This is a genomic window from Micromonospora humida (assembly GCF_016901255.1).
In the GTDB taxonomy this organism is placed as follows: Bacteria; Actinomycetota; Actinomycetes; order Mycobacteriales; family Micromonosporaceae; genus Micromonospora; species Micromonospora wenchangensis.
On record NZ_JAFEUC010000003.1, the window covers coordinates 340,947 to 359,309 of the forward strand.

The window sequence follows — 18,363 nt, forward strand, 5'->3', positions numbered from 1 at the left end:
ACCCGGGTCAGGAGCCGTCGCGCAGGTCGGCCAGCCGGTCGCGGGTGAAGCGGAGGTCGTCGAAGACGACCCGGCAGCCCTCGCCGGTGGGTGACTGCGCCTCCAGGCCGATCGTGGCGGCGGTGGCCGCGCCGTCGATACCGAAGTACCTGACCATCCGCCAGGTCCGTCCGTCGACCGAGGCGTGGTACGCGAACGCGTGGTCGATCCGGGAGACCCGCAGCCAGACCGTGCGGGCGTCGACGACGAAGGCGTTGGCGTCGTCGGCGACGCCCCGGGCGACCACCGAGACGATCATCGGTTCGCCGTCGGGAGAGAGTTCGAAGCAGAGCTTGCCCCAGTGCCGCTCGTCGACCCAGAGCAGCAGCACCCCGGCGTCGTAGGTGGCCGCGAAGTCCACGGTGACCCGGGCGCTGAACTGGAAGTCGCCGTCCGGGGGCGGGCCGAGCAGGGTCGCCGCGTCGAGCGTCGGCCCGACGGCCGGATCACCCGCCGCCGGGTCGATGAAGATGTCGCTGCGCGGGGCCGCCGACCCGGTCACCACGCCGTCCGCCTCGGCGATCGTCCACGCCGCCTCGGGCGACGGCGACAGGGCGAACGGCAGACCCGGGACGTTCCAGGTGGTGGTCATGGCGTCCATTATCTGCCGGGGCCCCCGCGCGCGTTGCCCCGGTGACCCTCCGGGTGACGGGCCGCGACCGGGGACAGCGGGACCGGCGGACGTCGACGGCCGGCTCCCCCACCGGGCCGGTACGCACCGTTGTCGGTCGGGCCGCCTAGGGTGAGGGCATGGCGGAACGAGGTCTGACCCTGATGGCGGTGCACGCGCACCCCGACGACGAGGCGACGAGCACCGGTGGCGTGTTGGCCCGGTATGCGGCGGAGGGCATCACGACGGTGCTGGTGACCTGCACCGACGGTGGTTGCGGTGACGGCCCCGGCGGGGTCAAGCCGGGCGACCCGGGGCACGACCCGGCCGCCGTGGTGGCGATGCGGCAGGCCGAGCTGGAGGCCAGCTGCGCGGCGTTGAAGGTCAGTCACCTGGAGACGCTCGGTTACGCCGACTCCGGCATGATGGGCTGGTCGACCAACGACCTGCCCGGAGCGTTCTGGAACACGCCGGTGACGGAGGCGGCGCAGCGACTGGCGGAGCTGATCCGCCGGTACCGGCCGGACGTGGTGGTCACCTACGACGAGAACGGCTTCTACGGTCACCCGGACCACATCCAGGCCCATCGGATCACCATGGCCGCCGTCGAGATGACCGACGTCCCGGCGAAGGTCTACTGGACCACCGTGCCGCACACGGCGTTCGCGGAGTTCGGCCGGGTGATGAAGGAGCTGGGCGTCGAGTGGGCCGAGCCGGAGGAGACGCCGGGAGCGGACGGGCCGGGCCCGCAGCTCGGCCTGCCCGACGACGAGATCACCACCTGGGTGGACACCAGCAGCTACGGCGCGCAGAAGTTCGACGCGCTGGCCGCCCACGCCAGCCAGACCGAGAACATCTTCTTCCTGCGGATGGGCCGGGACCGGTTCGTCGAGCTGATGGGCCGGGAGACCTTCGTCCGGGTCCGCGACACCACCGGGGCGGCCCTGCCGGAGGACGACCTGTTCGCCGGTCTGCGCTGACCGGTCCGGCGAATGTTGCCGGGGTGTTCCAGCCGTAACCGGGACGGAACACCCCGGCGGTCATCGCCCTGGACAGATGGACAACTCGATATGGTTATCCATCGACATCCATCTTCACAGACTCTCCACGGCCGACGATGATCGCGTCATCGAAAGATGCGAAAGCATCTCGGATCGGGGAGGTCAGTTTGAGATCAGCCCTAGCGCTGGCCGGCGTCACCATGCTGGTCGGCAGTGGTCTCGTGGTCACCACCACGAGCGCGTCCGCCGCTCCGCCCGCCGCCTCGGGACCATCGCTGGTCGCCGCCGCCGACACCGCGCTCAAGGAGCACTCCCGCGACGTCAGGTCGTCGGCGAAGGACCGCTACGCCGTGCACAGCAGCAGGCGCGACGCCCAGGGCCGGGGCGCGGTCCGCTACACCCGCACCTACGACGGGCTCCGCGTCTACGGCGGGGACGTCGTCATCCGCACCGGGGCCGACGGTGACTACGCCGGCAGCTCGGTCGGCCTGGCCGCGCCGCTGAGCCTCGCCACGACCCCGAAGGTCAGCGCCGCCAAGGCCAGCAAGGCGGCGACCACCGCGTTCTCCGGCCGGATCACCGGCACCGGCGCGGCGGAGCTGTTCGTCGACGCCAGCAGCGGCACCGGCCGGCTGGCCTGGGAGACGGTGGTCACCGGCTGGGCGCCCGACGGGCAGACCCCCTCGAAGCTGCACGTGATCAGCGACGCGATCACCGGTGCCCGGATCGGCTCCTACGACGAGATCGAGTCCGTCGTCGGCACCGGCAACAGCATCTACGCCGGCCCGGTCGCGATCGACACCACCCAGTCCGGGGCCACGTACAGCATGATCGACCCGACCCGGGGCAACGGCCGTACCTGCGACATGAACAACGGCACGTCGACCTGCACCACCTTTACCGACGCCGACAACGTGTGGGGCACCGGCGCGGCCTCGAACCGGCAGTCCGCCGCCGTCGACGCGCACTTCGGCGCGGCGACGACCTTCGACTACTTCACCGAGGTGCACGGGCGCAACGGCATCTTCGGCAACGGCACCGGCGTGCCGAGCCGGGTGCACTACGGCAACGCGTACGTCAACGCCTTCTGGGACGGCGCGCAGATGACCTACGGCGACGGCGCGGGCAACGCCAAGCCGCTTGTCGCCCTCGACGTCGCCGGGCACGAGATGTCCCACGGCGTCACCGAGAACGTGGTCCCCGGCGGCCTGACCTACTCCGGCGAGTCCGGCGGCCTGAACGAGGCCACCAGCGACATCTTCGGCAACATGGTGGAGTTCTACGCGAACACCCCGGTCGACCCCGGCGACTACGAGGTCGGCGAGAAGATCGACATCCGGGGCACCGGCGCGCCGCTGCGCTACATGTACAACCCGACGCTTGACGGTTCGTCGCACGGCTGCTGGTCGACCAGCACCAACAGCCTCGACGTGCACTACTCCTCGGGCGTGGCCAACCACTTCTTCTTCAATCTGGCCGAGGGTTCCGGCGTCACCCCGTACGGCACCTCGCCGCTGTGCGGGTCGGCCCCGCCGGTGACCGGGATCGGCCGGGAGAAGGCGGAGAAGATCTGGTTCCGGGCGCTGGACGCGTACTTCGTGTCGAACACCCGCTACGTGAACACCGCCCAGCCGACCAACACCGCGCGGATGCACACCCTGTCGGCCGCCACCGACCTGTACGGCCTGTGCAGCACCGAGTACAAGGCCGTGATGGCCGCCTGGACCGCGGTGAACGTCACCGGCACCGAGTCGTGCGCCGCCAACGACTTCACCGTCGCGGTCGCCCCGGCGACGGTGACCGTCGACCCGGGCACCTCGGCCACCGCAACGGTCTCCACCACGGTCATCCGGGGCACCGCCGAGACGGTCACCTTCTCGACCGGTCCGCTGCCGGCCGGGGTGAGCGTGTCGTTCTCCCCCGCGTCGGTCACCGCCGGCGGGTCGACCACCGTCACGGTCACCGCCGCCGCCACCGCCGGCAGCGGCACGGTACCGATCACGGTGGTGGGCACCGCCCCCTCGGTGGCCCGCACGACCACGCTGAACGTGACGGTGAACGGGCTGCCGGGCTGCTCCGGCAGCAACGGCACCGACGTGCCGATCGCCGACAACTCGACGGTGGAGAGCACCATCGTGATCAGCGGTTGTGCGGCGACCCCGTCGACCACGAGCAAGGTCGAGGTGCACATCGTGCACACCTACATCGGTGACCTCGTGGTCAGTCTGATCGCCCCGGACGGCAGCGTGTACACACTGCACAACCGCTCCGGGGGCAGCACCGACAACATCGACCAGACGTACACCGTGAACCTCTCCTCGGAGGTGGCGAACGGCGCCTGGCGGCTGCGGGTGCAGGACGCGGCGAGCCTGGACACCGGTTACCTCAACAGTTGGAGCCTGAACCTCTGACGCGTCGGTGACGCTGGCGGGCCATCCGGGTCTCCCGGGTGGCCCGCTCGCACGTCGGCGACCCGACCCCACCCCGGTATAGTCATGCCTGTCTATTGGTGTCGCCGTCCCGACGCCCCCAGGTCACCCACCACCCCACCACCGAGGAGGTCCGGATGACTCCGTACCGATCCCGCCTGCGGGCCTGGGCCGTCGCGTTCCTCGCGGCGGTCGCCCTGCCCGCCGCCCTGCTCGGCCCGCCGACGTCGGCGTCGGCCGCGAACACCCTGACCATGCTCGGCGCGGACGTCTCCTCCGTGCAGCGCAGCCTGGACCTCGGCGCGCGGTACTACGACGCCGCCGGCACCGCCCGCGACCCGCTCGACATCCTCAAGGGCGTCGGCGTCAACTACGTCCGGCTGCGGGTCTGGAACAACCCGGCCAGCGGCTGGAACAACAAGGCCAAGGTCCTGGCGTACGCGAAGACGGTCAAGGCCAAGGGCCTCAAGCTGATGATCGACTTCCACTACTCCGACACCTGGGCCGACCCGGGCAAGCAGTACAAGCCGGCCGCCTGGGCCAACCACGGCATCGGCCAGCTCCAGAGCGACGTCTACAACTACACCTCCGACGTGTGCACCAGCCTGCGCAACCAGGGCACCACGCCGGACAGCGTGCAGATCGGCAACGAGATCAACGTCGGCATGCTGTGGAACGACGGCAAGGTCGTCAACAACGACTTCACCAACCTCAGCCTGCTACTCAAGGCCGGTTACCAGGCCACCAAGGCGTGCAACGGCGGAACCCAGGTGATCATCCACACCGCGAACGCGGACAGCATGGACCACGCCCGCTGGTTCTACGACGGCATCCGGGCCAAGGGCGTGCAGTGGGACCTGACCGCCCTGTCGTACTACTGCATGTGGCACGGCACGCTGGCCAACCTCTACAACGTCATCACCGACGTCCGCACCCGGTACGGCAAGCCGGTGGTGCTCACCGAGACGGCGTACCCGTTCACCGCCGCGAACGCCGACAACGAGCCGAACGCGATCAACGGCACCGAACCCTGTGCGGGGCACCAGGCGAGCTGGACCGGCCAGGCCACCGAGTTCTCCTGGGTGCAGGACACCGCCCGCAACGCCGGCGCGATCGGCGTCTTCTACTGGGAGCCGACCTGGTACGCGGTGCCCGGCAACGGGTGGGACCCGGCGAACATCAACGGCACCGGCAACCAGTGGGACAACATGGCCGTCTTCAACTGGACCGGCCAGGTGAACCCGAGCATCCGCTGGCGGCCGTAGCGGCTTGCGTCCCGGTCGGCGGGCCACCGTCGGTGGCCCGCCGACCGGGCACTACCCTGGCGCGGTGCGATACGACGAATGCGAAGCGGCCATCCGTGAGCTGGTCGACGCGGCCGACGAGGACGCCCTGCACGCCTTCGGGCTGGCGACGGTCACCCGCCTGCTGGAGGCCGACCTGATCGACGAGGCCGGCGCGGACGACCTGGACGAGGACGCCACCGCGGCGCTGACCGCCGCGCGGGAACGGATCGCCACGGCCGGCGCGGCCGAGCTGCGCGCCCATCTCGACCGCATCGACGAGGGCATCCTCGCCGACGGCGACATGGACCCCGGCCTGCTGATCGCCCTGTCGGCCCTCGAACACTGGACCAGTTACCTGGAGGAGCACCGACGCGGCGAGCTGCACGAACTCGCCCTGCGCTCCGTCGAGGAGGTCGACTACCGGGTCTCGGCCGCGCTCGACGACTTCCTGGCCACGCCGGAGATGGCCGCCGAGTACGCGCGGATCAGGCAGTCGCTGACCGCCTGACGGGTCGCCTGGCGGTGGGCCGGACCGACGGCTGCCGCCACCCGGGTGGGCGGCGGCACGCCGGTGTGGGCCTCAGTGCCGTGCGGCGTGCCCGCGCGCCGGCACGGCCGTGGCCTGCCGGCCGACGGTCACCGGCCGCAGTTCAGCGTCAGCGGGCCCGGCGCGTTGGTCCAGACGAGCATGCCGAACGTCGTGCTGCCACCCGGGGCCAGCGTCCCGTTCCACGAGGCGTTGCGCACCGTGACGTCGGGACCCGAGGTGCTGAGCACGCCGTTCCAGAGGGCCGAGATGCGCTCGTCGCCCAGCCACCGCCAGGTGACCTGCCAGCCGTTCAGCGTCTCCTCAGCGGTGTTGCGCACGGTGACCGTGGCGGCGAACCCGCCGGTCCAGCGGTTGTCGATGGTGATCGTCGCCCGGCACGACGCCGACCCGGCCGGCAGCGTCCGGACCGGACCGTTGATGACGTACGGGTCGTGCTTCTCCCCGGCGCTGAACCGGTACCAGTAGTCGCTGTCCGGGGTCAGCCCGGTGACCGTGATCTCCCCCTGCCGTTCCGGGCCGGACACCGCCGAGGCCACCGGGTTCAGCCAGGCCGTCGCGTCCGCCTGGCTGGCGAAGAGGACCAGGGTCATCGGCGGGTTGTAGCCGCACGGCGGGGTCATGATCATCGAGTACCGGACGGTGATGCTCGTGGCGCTGGCCGACATGAACTGCCCGGAGACCGGCAGCGCCGGGGGGCACGCGTAGGTGGGGGTGGGAAGGGGGGTGGCCGAGAGCGCCGGCTGGGCCTGGGCGCCGGTGAGGGTGCCGGCCCAACCGGCCAGGGTCAGGGTCGTGGTCGCCAGCACCACGCCGAGCGTGCGGAGCATCCGTACCTCCGAGAGGGTTGCGGGGGCACCGGCGGCCGGGACGGGCCTGGGTGCCGGGCGGTGAGGGGTGGGTGATCTCTGCGCGACCGATGGCTGCCGTGGGCCGGATGGTGCCGGACGGGCCTGCCGACGGGCGGGGCGACCGGCCGGTGGTCACCGTCGCGGACTGCCCGGCGCGGGGTGGCGTGGCCGCCCCGCGTGTCCGACGGATCGGCGCACGAGTGGTCACGCTGGCTCCCGAGCGTGACGACGCCAGAACAGTCTGGCATTCGATGACTGTCGATGCAATGCCCGCCCGGCCGGCCTCCGTGCCAGCCGCACGGGCGCGGCGCGCCGCCGTCCGACCGATCGCCGAGGGCGGGTCGGATCAGCGGTTACGCGGTGCCGCGGCGCTGTCGCGGACGACCAGATCGGTGGCGAGTTCGATGCGCGGACTCTCGATCGTCTCGCCCCTCGCCAGCCGCAGCACGGTACGGGCGGCCAACATGCCCATCTCGGCCAGTGGTTGCCGGATCGTGGTCAGCGGCGGCGAGCACCAGCGGACCTCCGGCAGGTCGTCGAAGCCCACCACGCTGACGTCGTCAGGCACCCGCAGGCCGCGCTTGCGGACCGCCTCGTAGACGCCGAGCGCCATCTGGTCGCTGGAGGCGAAGATCGCGGTGGGCGGTTCGGACAGGCCCAGCAGGTGCATGCCGGCGGTGTAGCCGGACTCGTGGTAGAAGTTGCCGGGCCGCACCAGCCGGTCGTCGACGGCGAGGCCGGCGGCGTCGAGCGCGGCCCGGTAGCCGTCCATCCGGGCCCGGCTGCACATCAGCTGCGGCGGGCCGGCGATGAAGCCGATCCGCCGGTGACCGAGGCCGAGCAGGTACTGGTTGGCGCGCAGGCTCCCCGCCCAGTTGGTGGCGCCGATGGTGGGGGCCTCCTGGGGGGCCACCCCGGCCGGGTCGACGATGACCACCGGCAGCCGCAGCCGGCGCAGCTCGGCCTGCAACGGTGGCTCCACCATCGAGGTCACGAAGATGACCCCCTCGGTGGAGCGGGTACGCATGTTGTCCAACCACTGCTTGGCCGACGAGGTGCGCCGGTGGATAGCCGATACGACCGTGCCGGCCCCGCTGGCCTGCGCGACGTCCTCCACCCCACGGATGATCTCCACGGCCCACGGGCTGTCGAGGTCGTTGAAGACCAGGTCGATCAGGGCGGACTGGGTGCGGCGCGCCGCCGAGCGGGGACGGTAGCCGTGCCGGGTGAGCAGTTCCTCCACCCGTTCCCGGGTCTGCGGGGCGACGTCGGACCGGCCGTTGATCACCCGGGAGACCGTGGGCACGGAGACGCCCGCCAACCGCGCGATCATCGCGATGGTGACGTTCCTGCCGTTCTCGGAGCCCACGGTCGCCCTTTCGGTCGGGGGAACTACGGTCGCAGAAGGCTATCGCAGCAGGTCGGGGTCACCCCTTGACGCTGCCGGAGAGCCCACCGATGAGCTGACGTTCGGCGATGGCGTAGAAGCCCAGCGCCGGGATCATCGACAGCACGACGTAGGCGAGCACCTTCGCGGTGTCGTCGGAGTACTGCCCCTGGAACGCCTGGACCCCCAGCGGCAGGGTCCACCAGCTCTGGTCGGTGAACACCACCAGCGGCAGCATGAAGTTGTTCCAACTGCTCACCAGGGCCAGCACCGACACGGTGGCCAGGGCGGGCCGGGCCATCGGCAGCAGCACCCGCCAGAAGAACCCGAACGGGCCGCAACCGTCGAGGGTCGCCGCCTCCTCGACCTCGCCGGGAATGGTCCGGAAGAACTGCCGCAGGATGATGATGGTGATCGGCAGGCCGAAGGCGGCCTGGGGCAGGATCACCCCGAGCGGGTTGTCCAGCAGACCCATCCCGCGCAGCAGGATGAACAGCGGCAGGATCGCCACCGCGAACGGGAACATCAGCCCGATAGCGAAGAGGGTGACCAGGAACTCCCGACCCCGGAAGGCGAAGCGGGCGAACACGAACGCGGCCATCGCCGCCGCGGCGACCACGACGAACGTGCTGGCCACGGCGATGAAGACGCTGTTGCCCACGTTGCGCCAGAACACCCCGGCGGTGAAGATCTCGACGTAGTTGCCCGGCACCCACGGGTCGGGCAGGCCGAGCGGATTGGTGGAGAGCTGCCCGTTGTCCTTGAACCCGCCGATCACCCCGAACCAGACCGGCACCACGATGAGCGCGCCGACGGCGATGGAGATGAGGTGCAGCAGGAGGCGGCGGGCCCGCTGGGCCGGGTTCGCCGGGCTGGTCATCGCTGGTCTCCTTGGACGGTGAGGGCGCCCTCGGTGTCGCGCCGCAGGACGATGCGCTGGTAGATGAGGGCGAAGACGAGGCTCAGCAGGAACATGATGATGCTGATCGCGCTGGCGTAGCCGACCTCGAAGCGGCGGAAGCCGAACTGGAACATCGTCACGGCCATGGTCTCCGAGGCGTGGATCGGGCCGCCGCCGGTGAGCACCCAGACCATGTCGAAGAGCTGGATGGTGCCGATGACCGACAGGAACACGCTGATCCGGATGGTCGGCCCGAGCAGCGGCAGGGTGACGAGCCGGAACGCCTGCCACGCGTTGGCCCCGTCGGTGACCGCCGCCTCGTCGAGTTCCTTGGGGATGCTCTGCCGGGCGGCCAGGAAGAGGATCATGTAGAGGCCGAAGTACTTCCAGGAGACCACCAGGAAGACGGCGTACAGGACGGTGTCCGGGTCGGCGAAGACCGCCCCCGCGTCGGCCCCCAGGAACCGGGAGATCGCGTCACCGAACCCCCGGTTGGGCGAGAACACCAGGTTGAACAGGACCGCGGTGGTGACCTCGGAGAGCACGTACGGGGCGAAGAAGATCACCCGGTAGATCGCGCGTCCCCGCAGCGGCTGGTTGAGCAGCATCGCCAGACCCATCGCGACCGGCAGCTGGACGACCAGGGAGAGCACGATCAGCACGAGCCCGTGCCACAGGTCGCCCCGGAACACCGGGTCGCCGAAGGCCCTGGTGTAGTTGTCCAGCCCGATGAAGTTCTCGGGCAGCCCGAAGCCGTTCCACTTGTAGAGGCTGGCGTAGCCGGCCACCACGATGGGGGCCAGCACCAGCAGCAGGAACAGCAGCAGGGACGGGGTCAGGAAGACGGCCAGGGCCCGGCGACGGCCCGGCCGGGGCCGGCGGCCGGTACGGCGTACGCCGCCCGGCCCCGGCCCCGACGGTTCGGTCACTCGGCCGCCGGGTCCCGCATTCGACAGGATCGATGGCGTGGTCATGCCTGCTCCACTCAGTTCTCGCCGGCGGCTGGTGATCGGTGGGGGTGGGACGTCCCTACTGGGTCTTCGCCACCTGGGTGATGTCCTTGAGGATCTGCGCGGGTGACTTGCTGCCGGCGACCAGGGCGGCGACGCTGTCGTTGACCTGCTGGCCGACGGCCGGCGGGTACGCCTGGTCCAGGTAGAGCTGGAAGCCGGTGGCGGCGGCCAGCGTCTGCGCGACGACCTTGTTGTTCGGGTCGGCGACGGCGTCGGTGGCTTCCTTGACCGTCGGCAGCACCGCGCCGGTCTTGGTGCTGCGACGCTGCACGTCGACGCTGAGCAGGGTCTTGAGGAAGTCCATGGTGGCCGGCGGGGCGTCCTTGCCGACGGCGAAGCCGTTGCCACCGCCGAAGACCTCGGTGGCCGAACCCTTGCCGCCGTCGACGGCCGGGAACGGGAAGAAGCCGAGCTTGTCGCCGAGCCCCTTCTTGCTGGTCGAGCTGGATGCCTGCACCGACGGCGCCCACTGCCCCATCAGCTCCAGCGCGGCGCCACCGTTGCCCATGGTGGCGGCCTGGCCGTCCGGGGAGCCGTACTCGGCGCCGAGGAAGCCCTTCTGGAACGGCTGGAGGTCGATCAGCTCCTTGAACCGCTCGCCGGCGGCCACGAAGTCCGGGGTCTCGAAGTTCTTGTCCTTGGCGGCCTGCTGGAGGGCGCCCAGCCCGCCGATGCGCATGGACAGGTAGGCCCAGTAGAAGTGGGCCGGCCACTTGTCCTTGCCGGCCAGCGCCACGGGGGTGACCCCGGCAGCCTTGAGCTTGCGGACCACGTCGAGCAGCTCGGCCCAGGTGGCCGGCGGCGCGGCGATCTGCGCCTTGGCGAAGAGGTCCTTGTTGTACCAGAAGCCGACCATGCCGATGTCGAACGGCACCCCGTAGATCTTGCCGTCCACGGTGTACGGCTCCAGCGACAGCGGCAGCAGGCCGTCCTTCCACGGGGCGATGGTCTCGGTGAGGTCCTTGACCAGGCCCGCGTCGACCTGCTGCTTGAGCACCCCGCCGCCCCAGGACTGGAACAGGTCCGGCGGGGAGCCGGCCTGGGTGGCGGTGGTCAGCTTGGCCTTGAACGCCTCGTTCTCCAGCGGCTGGATCTCGATCTTCACGTTGCTGTGCGCGCTCTGGTACTCCTTGGCCACCGCCGCCCAGACCGGCAGCATCGGCTCGGTGTTCTGGATGTGCCACCAGTTGATCGTCTGGGGCGCGTCCGGGTCGTCGGACGCGTCGTCGCTGCAGCCGCTGAGCAGGTAGGCGCCGGCGCCGGCGCCGACGAGGCCGAGCAGCGATCTGCGGGAGAGGTGCGCTGTCATGATCCATCCCTTCAGGGACTCACGAGGTGCTCGGGCGCCGGCCGGGCCGGCGGGTTTCGAAACGTGTATCTCCGGAACTTTCAGAGCGTCGCCGGTATTACCGATCGATGGCGGGCACGCTACGAGTTGTTTCCACGCGGGTCAAGCCCTCTGTCCTATCGCGGCGAAAACGGCTAGCGTGTGCAGGGCTTCACCGACTACGGCCCTGATTTCGAAAGTTTCGAGAGCTGCCCGAGGAGTGCACGTGTCGACCGACACCGCTGAAGTGGCGACCGCTGCCCGGTCGATCCGCAATCCCGTCCTCGCCGGGTTCCACCCGGATCCGTCGATCCTGCGAGTCGGCGACGACTACTACCTGGCCACCTCGACGTTCGAGTGGTACCCCGGGGTCCGCCTGCACCACTCGCGCGACCTGGTGCACTGGCGACCGCTCGGCGGGATCATCACCGACCGCCGCCTGCTCGACCTGCGCGGCTGCGGCGACTCCAACGGTGTGTGGGCACCCGACCTGACCTACCACGACGGGCAGTTCCACCTCGTCTACAGCGACGTGGCCAGCTTCGCCAGCGGCTACTGGGACCCGCAGAACTTCCTGATCACCGCGCCCGACATCACCGGTCCCTGGTCGGACCCGGTGAAGCTGCACGGGCGCGGCTTCGACGCCGCGCTGTTCCACGACGACGACGGCACCACCTGGCTGCTGGCCATGAGCGCCGACTGGCGGCCCGGCCGGGACCGCTTCGGCGGCATCGAGATCCAGCAGTACGACCGGGAGGCGCGTCGCCTGGTCGGCCGGCCCCGCATCCTGTTCACCGGCACCCCGGTCGGGGTCACCGAGGGCCCGCACCTCTACCGCCACGACGGCTGGTACTGGCTGATCACCGCGGAGGGCGGCACGAGTTGGGAGCACCAGGTCACCGTGGCCCGCTCCCGCGCACTGTTCGGACCGTACGAGGTGGACCCGGACGGCCCGCTGCTGACCTCGGTCGGCCGGCCCGACCTGCGGTTGCAGAAGGCCGGCCACGGCAGCCTGGTCCGCACCCCCGACGGCGGGTGGTACCTCGCCCACCTGGTCGGTCGCCCCTACTCCCCGCTGGGCAGCTGCGTGCTGGGCCGGGAGACCGCGATCCAGCGGGTCGAGTGGCCCGCGGGCGGCTGGCCCCGGATTCCCGGCGGGGTGCCCGCCGACGAGGTCGACGCCCCCGACCTGCCGGCGCACCCGTGGCCGGCGGAAGCCGACACGGACGACTTCGACGCCGACGAGCTGGGCACGGCGTGGTCGACGTTGCGCCGGCCGGCCGCCCCGGACTGGATCGACCTGCGGTCGCGCCCGTCGCACCTGCGGGTCCACGGTGGGCAGTCACCGGTGGGGAGGCAGGCCCCCAGCCTGGTCGCCCGCCGGGTCGGCGCGACCCGGTGCGCCCTGGAGACCGTCGTCGAGTTCGACCCGGTCGACCACCGTCAGCTCGCCGGGATCACCGCCTACTACAACACCCTGAACTGGCACCACCTCTACCTGACCCGCGCGGACGACGGCCGTACGGTGCTGGAGCTGCTCAGCTCCGACAACGGCCGGCGCACCGCCCACCCGGAGCTGACCGTGGACACCGGCGGCGTCACCCGGGTCGGCCTGCGCGCCGAGTTCGACGGGCCGGTGGTGCGCTTCGGCTACGACCTGGGCACCGGTTGGCAGCAGCTCCCGGTCGAGCTGGACGCGACCATCCTCTCCGACGAGCACGCCGCGCTGATCATCGACGGCGAGCCGGCCGCCTGGGGGTTCACCGGGGCGTTCCTCGGGCTCTGGGTGCAGGATCTCGGCGGCGACGGCGGGTACGCCGACTTCGACCGGGCCACCTACCGGGAGCACTGACCGGCACGGCACGACCGACCGCACCACGACCGGCCCCGGTGGGGCCGGTCGTGGTCGTGTCCGGGTCCCGGTCGGTGTCGAAACGTTGCGACGCGCGACCGGCGGTGTGACCAGGAGTTCCGGAAGTATCGATGGTTGACCGGCAGGGTCTGCGCTCGTAACGTTCCAGTCGACTTCCGGAAATCGATAGTTGACTATCGGTAGGTTTCGGCGCGGCCGTCGCCCGCACCCATCGGTGGCCGCACCGCGCCCCGCCCACCTCGCCGCCGTCGACCCGTCGACGCGCCTCGGGAAAGGAACGCAGATGATGCTCAGACGGTGGATGGCCGCCGGGTTGGTCGCCGTCGCGACCGCCGGTGTGTTGAACGCCGTACCGGCCGCCGCCGAACGGCCGTACGACCCGACCGCGCAGAGCCTACGGGCCCTGGGCCAGCGCCACGGCCTGTACGTCGGCACCGCGGTCGACATGGCCGCCCTCGCCGACCCCGCCGAGCCCCGCTACCGGGAGATCGTGCGCGACGAGTTCTCCACCGTCACCGCCGAGAACGTGATGAAGTGGGAGTCCCTGGAACCCACCCGGGGCAACTACGACTGGGCGGCGGCCGACGAACTCGTCGCCACCGCCCGGCGCAACGGCCAGAAGGTCCGGGGTCACGTGCTGGTCTGGCACAGCCAACTGCCCAAGTGGCTCACCGACGGGGTGGCCGACGGCTCCATCGACAACACCGAGCTGCGGTCGATCCTGCGCAAGCACATCACCACCGTCGCCAGCCGCTACCGGGGCAAGATCTGGCAGTGGGACGTCGTCAACGAGGCCGTCAGCGACCCCTGGGACACCCCGTCCACCCTGCACTACAAGGGGTTCTGGGCCGAGCACCTCGGCCCCGGTTACGTGGCGGACGCGTTCCGCTGGGCGCGCGCCGCCGACCCGACCGCCCTGTTGTTCTACAACGACTACAACATCGAGGCGTTCGGCTCCGGCGACCCGGCCAACGACAAGACCCAGTTCGTCTACGACATGGTCAAGGGCCTGCTGGCCCGGGGCGTGCCGATCGACGGGGTCGGCAGCCAGGGGCACCTGGGCACCCAGTACGGCAACTACGACACCCTCCAGGTGGCCGACGCGCTGCACCGGTTCGCCGGACTGGGACTGTCCACCGCGTTCACCGAGGTCGACGTGCGCAGCCGGCTGACCGACGGGGTGCAGGCCGGCGACTCGGAGGAGATCAACCCACGGCTCCAGGCGTCCGCGGCGAACTTCCACGTGCTGTTGCAGGCCTGCCTGGCCGAGCCGCGCTGCCTGTCGTTCACCGTCTGGGGCTTCACCGACCGGCACTCCTGGGTGCCCGGCACCTTCGACGACCCGCCGCAGGGCCTGGCCACCATCTACGACGAGAACTACCAGCCCAAGCGGGCGTACCAGGTGATGAAGGCCGACCTGATCTACGCCGGACCGCCGTACGTGCGGATGCGGGCGACGCCGAAGCCGCGCCGGTAGGCCGGCCGGTGGGCGCCGACATCCTCGACACGGCCCGGGGCGGCGGGCGGACGGTCAGCCTCACCTTCGACGACGGCCCGAACCCCGCCGACACCCTGCGCCTGCTCACCGTCCTGCGGCGGCACCGGATCGCGGCCGTGTTCCTCCTCTGCGGCGGGCAGGTCGAGGCCCACCCCGAGGTGGTGCGCAGGATCGTGGCCGACGGCCACCACCTGGGCAACCACAGCATGCACCACGACGACATGACCACCTGGTCGGCCGAGCGGATCGAGGCGGACCTGCGGGAGACCAACGAGGCCATCCGGCGGGCCGTGCCGTCGGCCCGGGTCCGGTACTTCCGGGCCCCCTACGGGGCCTGGGGGGCGACCCCGGCGGTGGCCGCCGCACTGGGCATGCGACCGCTCGGGTGGCGGCTGGCCGTCGGGGACTGGGAGCCGCCGGGCACCGACGAACTCGTCCGCCGGCTGCTCGACGGGGTCACCCCCGGCGCGGTGGTGCTGCTGCACGACGGTGGCGGGGACCGCAGCCAGAGCGTCGCGGCGGTCGACCGGGTCGCGCCCGTGCTGCGCGCACGACGCTGGCGGTTCACCCTGCCAGCCGGTTGACCCGCTGCCGGCCCGCCCCGGCGGAGCGGGCCGGCAGACCGGCTACGGCCGGTGCGGGTGGTGGGTGGGGGGTCGGGGTGTGCCCGCCCACCCACCACGCCGTCGGGGTGCCGCCGGTCCACGTCCCTGGACGCGGCGGCACCCCGACCTGGCCGGTCACGGCCGGCGTGACCTACCGGACGACACCGGAGCCACCGCTGCTGCCGCCACCGCCGCGCCGGTGGTGGTCACGGGTGCGGTCGGACACGTTGCGCCGGCTCACCGACTCGTGCGACGAGCCGCTGTCCCGGCCGCTGGTGCGGGACGTGTGGTTGCGGGACGTGTGGTTACGGGAGGTGGCCCCGCTCCTGCGGTGCGAACTGGCGGTGTCCGCGACGTCCCCCCGGGACTCCGTGTCCTGCCGGGAACGCCGCGGCTGTTCCCGGGGGCCCCGGGTGACCATGAACGCGGAGCCGGCACCGTGCACAATGGCCCCGGCGTTGCCGGCCGTGGTGTCCTGACCCGGCGCGTAGCCGACGCCCCAGGTGAGCGCGCCGGCGGTGGCCACCGCGCCGTAGGCGGCCCGGACCAGGTCACCCTGCCGGCCCGCGCGCAGCGAGTTGACCACCTCCTTGCCCACCACGTACGCGCCGGGGCCGGCGGCCAGGGCCAGGCCCACGCTGTTGGCCACCGCGTTACCCCGCAGCCCGGCGGCTCCCTGCACCCCGGGCGACGCGACCATCGACACGAAGTTGACGATCTTCTCGTCGTTCTCGTAGATCCAGTTGCCGGTCGCCTTGATCAGGGTCATCACCCGGTTCGCGCTGTCCAGCGAGTGTTCGCTGGTTTCCCTGTCGTTCCACTCGACGCTGATCGAGTCCCCCGGGCCGGGGCTGCTGCGGCCCGAGGAGGTCGACGTGCTGTACGGCTGGCCCACGTCGGCCTGGTAGTCGGCCGCGCTGTACTGGCCGTAGCCCGACGGCACCGACGAGGTGCTCGGGGCATCCTGGCTGTAGTTGCTGGGGGTGTAGGCGCCCGGGGTGTAACTGACCTGGCTGTAGACGCTCGGCGAGTAGACGACCTGCGGCTCGGACTCGGTCGGGGTGGGCGGGTAGTGGACGCTGTAGCTCTCGCTGCCGGTGGGACTTCCGGTCCCGCCCGGTGGCGGCTGATGGGGTGAGGACACCTGGGCTCCTTGATGCTCGACCAGCGGTTGGCACGCTCTTTACGACCGGCCCGCCGGGCCGGTTCAGCCGGTGGCCGGGGTTTCTCGCCGGTTCGCCTGCCACGGCGTCGCGGTGGCCTTGCCGGCGGCCCGCTCGGTGATCGCGGCGACCTCCTGCCGGGCCTGGGCCGAGATCCGCGCCGCGTCCGGCTCCTTGTACCAGGGCCGCAGCGTGATCACGGCGGGTCGGATGCCGGTGGCGAGCAGCAGCGCGGTCCCCTTCGGCAGGGCCCGGATCCGGTCCGGCGGCAGCACGTGCTCCTGCCGGTACGAGGTGGACCGGGACGAGCCGTCCCGGCTGCGCGAGACGCTGACGGTGCTCACGTCGTGCTGCCCGACCAGCTTGGAGACCTTCTCCACGAAGTCGGCGTCGTCGAGGCCCGCACCGAGCAGCTTGATGGTGGCCGCGCCCCACAGCGCGTCCATCCCGGCCTCGCCCCACACCCGGGACCCCTGCCGGTAGCTCTGCAACAGGGTGACCACGTTGATCCCCCGCGATCCCAGGTGCGAGTAGAGGTCCGGCAGGTCGGAGATCCGGCAGACGTTCGCCGCCTCGTCCAGCACCGCCGTCATCGGCGGGTCGAGCCGACCGCCCATCCGTTCGGCGGCCACCACCCCCGCCCGCAGGGTCGCGTCGGCGAGGCCGGCGATCACCCCGGCGGCCGAACCACCACCGTCCTTGGAGAGCAGGAAGAGGGTGTCCCGGCCGAGCACGTGCTGCTCCGGGCGGAACTGCGGCAGGTACGGATCCGGGGACACCCAGGCCAGGATCTCCGGGTCGAGCAGGCACGCCACACACTGCCGGGCCGTCTCGTAGATGCCGTCGCGGGTCTCCACCGCCCCGCGTACGGTGCCCTGGAGCTGCTCGGCCATCGCCGGCAGCCCGGCGTCGCGCAGCAGGTCGATCGGGGTACGGTCGGCCGGGTCGGCCAGCCAGCCGAGCAGCTCGGCGACGGGTGCCCGCCCCCGGGCGGCGGCCAGGAAGAGCGCGGTCAGGGTGTTCTGCGCCGCCGAGATCCAGAAGTCCTTCTTGGCGGTGTCGTCGTTGACCGACGCCACGAAGTGCCCCGCCAGTCGGCGGGCCCCCTCGATGCTCGTGCAGTCGGCGAGGATGTCCCACCACATCCGCCGGGGCACGTGGGCGATGCCCTGCGGGTCGAACGTCCACACCGTACCGACGCGTTCCCGTTCGGCGCGGGTCACCGCGTACACGTCGGACTTGTTGGAGGTGAGCAGCACCGCGCCCCGGGCCCGCAGCACCCGGGGCACCGCGATTCCTGTGGACTTGCCGGCCCGGGGGGCCATCAGGTCCAGCTCCACGTCCTCGAAGGAGGAACGCAGCTCCGGGCCGTTGGGCGACAGGTCACCGAGCAGGTTGCCGGTGTCGTCCGGGGCGAGCTGCCGTACCCCGGCCAGCGAGGGACGCAGCTCCCGGGCACGGGCCGCGATCCCGGCGGGGGCCAGCGGGGCCAGGTCACGCACCCGGGCCAGCCCGACACCGCGCCCGCGCAGGTCCAGCAGCCGGCGTCCGGCGAGCACCCCCGGCACCACCAGCAGCAGCGCCACCACCAGCATTCCGGCGTAGACCGCGTACGGCGACGCGCCGGGCCACAGCGTGCCGGTGTCCCCGGAGATCAGCGCCAGGTACGCGCCGAGCGTGAACGGCGGCGGGTGCCACCCGTGCCCGGTCACCGCGGCACCCAGGGTGCCGCCCAGCCAGGCGACCGTGAACAGCGCCGCGTTGGCGAGGACCACCAGGCAGAACGCCCAGAAGAACAGGTCCGCCCCCCGGGGCGCGCCCGACGACATCCGG

General features: G+C 71.5%; 15 protein-coding genes. 7 read left to right on the forward strand and 8 right to left on the reverse strand.

The window, feature by feature from the left end; translation table 11 throughout:
• Positions 1-7 precede the first annotated feature (7 nt).
• Positions 8-631 carry a DUF1349 domain-containing protein gene (locus JQX11_RS08495; RefSeq protein WP_204924424.1) on the reverse strand — a complete coding sequence of 208 codons (624 nt, stop codon included), beginning with the start codon at positions 629-631 and terminating at the stop codon, positions 8-10.
• 158 nt (positions 632-789) lie between these two features.
• Here JQX11_RS08495 and JQX11_RS08500 point away from each other — a divergent pair, with 158 nt between their 5' ends.
• From JQX11_RS08500 to JQX11_RS08515, 4 genes are all read left to right on the forward strand, one after another.
• Positions 790-1,629, forward strand: a complete 840-nt coding sequence (locus JQX11_RS08500) for a PIG-L family deacetylase (RefSeq protein WP_204924425.1) — start codon at positions 790-792, stop codon at positions 1,627-1,629.
• Positions 1,630-1,817: 188 nt separating this feature from the next.
• On the forward strand, positions 1,818-4,061 hold the full coding sequence (locus JQX11_RS08505; protein ID WP_204924426.1) for a M4 family metallopeptidase: 2,244 nt from the start codon (positions 1,818-1,820) through the stop codon (positions 4,059-4,061).
• 155 nt (positions 4,062-4,216) lie between these two features.
• Entirely contained in the window at positions 4,217-5,344 is a 1,128-nt protein-coding gene (locus JQX11_RS08510) for a glycoside hydrolase family 53 protein (protein ID WP_204924427.1), read from the forward strand.
• Between the two features lie 64 nt (positions 5,345-5,408).
• Complete coding sequence (locus JQX11_RS08515; RefSeq protein WP_204924428.1) at positions 5,409-5,873, forward strand: hypothetical protein; 465 nt, start codon at positions 5,409-5,411, stop codon at positions 5,871-5,873.
• Between the two features lie 128 nt (positions 5,874-6,001).
• Here JQX11_RS08515 and JQX11_RS08520 read toward each other — a convergent pair whose 3' ends face one another.
• The 5 genes from JQX11_RS08520 to JQX11_RS08540 form a co-directional block, all read right to left on the reverse strand.
• Positions 6,002-6,742 carry a cellulose binding domain-containing protein gene (locus JQX11_RS08520; protein ID WP_204924429.1) on the reverse strand — a complete coding sequence of 247 codons (741 nt, stop codon included), beginning with the start codon at positions 6,740-6,742 and terminating at the stop codon, positions 6,002-6,004.
• A 367-nt stretch (positions 6,743-7,109) separates the two neighbouring features.
• The gene (locus JQX11_RS08525) at positions 7,110-8,096 is read right to left on the reverse strand and encodes a LacI family DNA-binding transcriptional regulator (protein ID WP_232377565.1); all 987 of its coding nucleotides are present in this window, start codon (positions 8,094-8,096) and stop codon (positions 7,110-7,112) included.
• A 94-nt stretch (positions 8,097-8,190) separates the two neighbouring features.
• Entirely contained in the window at positions 8,191-9,030 is an 840-nt protein-coding gene (locus tag JQX11_RS08530) for a carbohydrate ABC transporter permease (RefSeq protein ID WP_204924431.1), read from the reverse strand.
• A complete protein-coding gene (locus JQX11_RS08535) occupies positions 9,027-9,980 on the reverse strand; it encodes a carbohydrate ABC transporter permease (RefSeq protein ID WP_307826118.1) in 954 nt (317 codons plus the stop codon). Before JQX11_RS08535 ends, JQX11_RS08530 begins: the two co-directional genes overlap by 4 nt.
• A gap of 100 nt (positions 9,981-10,080) precedes the next feature.
• Complete coding sequence (locus tag JQX11_RS08540) at positions 10,081-11,373, reverse strand: extracellular solute-binding protein (protein WP_204924433.1); 1,293 nt, start codon at positions 11,371-11,373, stop codon at positions 10,081-10,083.
• 244 nt (positions 11,374-11,617) lie between these two features.
• Here JQX11_RS08540 and JQX11_RS08545 point away from each other — a divergent pair, with 244 nt between their 5' ends.
• The 3 genes from JQX11_RS08545 (at position 11,618) to JQX11_RS08555 (ending at position 15,346) form a co-directional block, all read left to right on the forward strand.
• Positions 11,618-13,243, forward strand: a complete 1,626-nt coding sequence (locus JQX11_RS08545; protein ID WP_204924434.1) for a glycoside hydrolase family 43 protein — start codon at positions 11,618-11,620, stop codon at positions 13,241-13,243.
• A gap of 304 nt (positions 13,244-13,547) precedes the next feature.
• Positions 13,548-14,741 (forward strand): endo-1,4-beta-xylanase, encoded by a 1,194-nt coding sequence (locus tag JQX11_RS08550; protein ID WP_204924435.1) that lies wholly within the window; start codon positions 13,548-13,550, stop codon positions 14,739-14,741.
• Positions 14,742-14,749: 8 nt separating this feature from the next.
• Positions 14,750-15,346 carry a polysaccharide deacetylase family protein gene (locus tag JQX11_RS08555; RefSeq protein ID WP_204924436.1) on the forward strand — a complete coding sequence of 199 codons (597 nt, stop codon included), beginning with the start codon at positions 14,750-14,752 and terminating at the stop codon, positions 15,344-15,346.
• Between the two features lie 172 nt (positions 15,347-15,518).
• Here the strand turns inward: JQX11_RS08555 and JQX11_RS08560 are convergent, their stop codons facing one another.
• Entirely contained in the window at positions 15,519-16,511 is a 993-nt protein-coding gene (locus tag JQX11_RS08560; RefSeq protein ID WP_204924437.1) for a TrbL/VirB6 family protein, read from the reverse strand.
• A 63-nt stretch (positions 16,512-16,574) separates the two neighbouring features.
• Positions 16,575-18,359, reverse strand: coding sequence for a type IV secretory system conjugative DNA transfer family protein (locus JQX11_RS08565; protein WP_204924651.1), 1,785 nt, complete (start codon positions 18,357-18,359; stop codon positions 16,575-16,577).
• Between the last annotated feature and the right edge of the window lie 4 nt (positions 18,360-18,363).

What these genes read in the sequence shown, in the direction of transcription:
- JQX11_RS08530 (WP_204924431.1), bottom strand. Translation starts at nt 9,030, where the DNA reads ATGACCAGCCCGGCGAACCCGGCCCAGCGGGCCCGCCGCCTCCTGCTG.
- JQX11_RS08500 (WP_204924425.1), top strand. Translation starts at nt 790, where the DNA reads ATGGCGGAACGAGGTCTGACCCTGATGGCGGTGCACGCGCACCCCGAC.
- JQX11_RS08550 (WP_204924435.1), top strand. Translation starts at nt 13,548, where the DNA reads ATGATGCTCAGACGGTGGATGGCCGCCGGGTTGGTCGCCGTCGCGACC.
- JQX11_RS08565 (WP_204924651.1), bottom strand. Translation starts at nt 18,359, where the DNA reads ATGTCGTCGGGCGCGCCCCGGGGGGCGGACCTGTTCTTCTGGGCGTTC.
- JQX11_RS08540 (WP_204924433.1), bottom strand. Translation starts at nt 11,373, where the DNA reads ATGACAGCGCACCTCTCCCGCAGATCGCTGCTCGGCCTCGTCGGCGCC.
- JQX11_RS08520 (WP_204924429.1), bottom strand. Translation starts at nt 6,742, where the DNA reads ATGCTCCGCACGCTCGGCGTGGTGCTGGCGACCACGACCCTGACCCTG.
- JQX11_RS08495 (WP_204924424.1), bottom strand. Translation starts at nt 631, where the DNA reads ATGACCACCACCTGGAACGTCCCGGGTCTGCCGTTCGCCCTGTCGCCG.
- JQX11_RS08525 (WP_232377565.1), bottom strand. Translation starts at nt 8,096, where the DNA reads ATGATCGCGCGGTTGGCGGGCGTCTCCGTGCCCACGGTCTCCCGGGTG.
- JQX11_RS08510 (WP_204924427.1), top strand. Translation starts at nt 4,217, where the DNA reads ATGACTCCGTACCGATCCCGCCTGCGGGCCTGGGCCGTCGCGTTCCTC.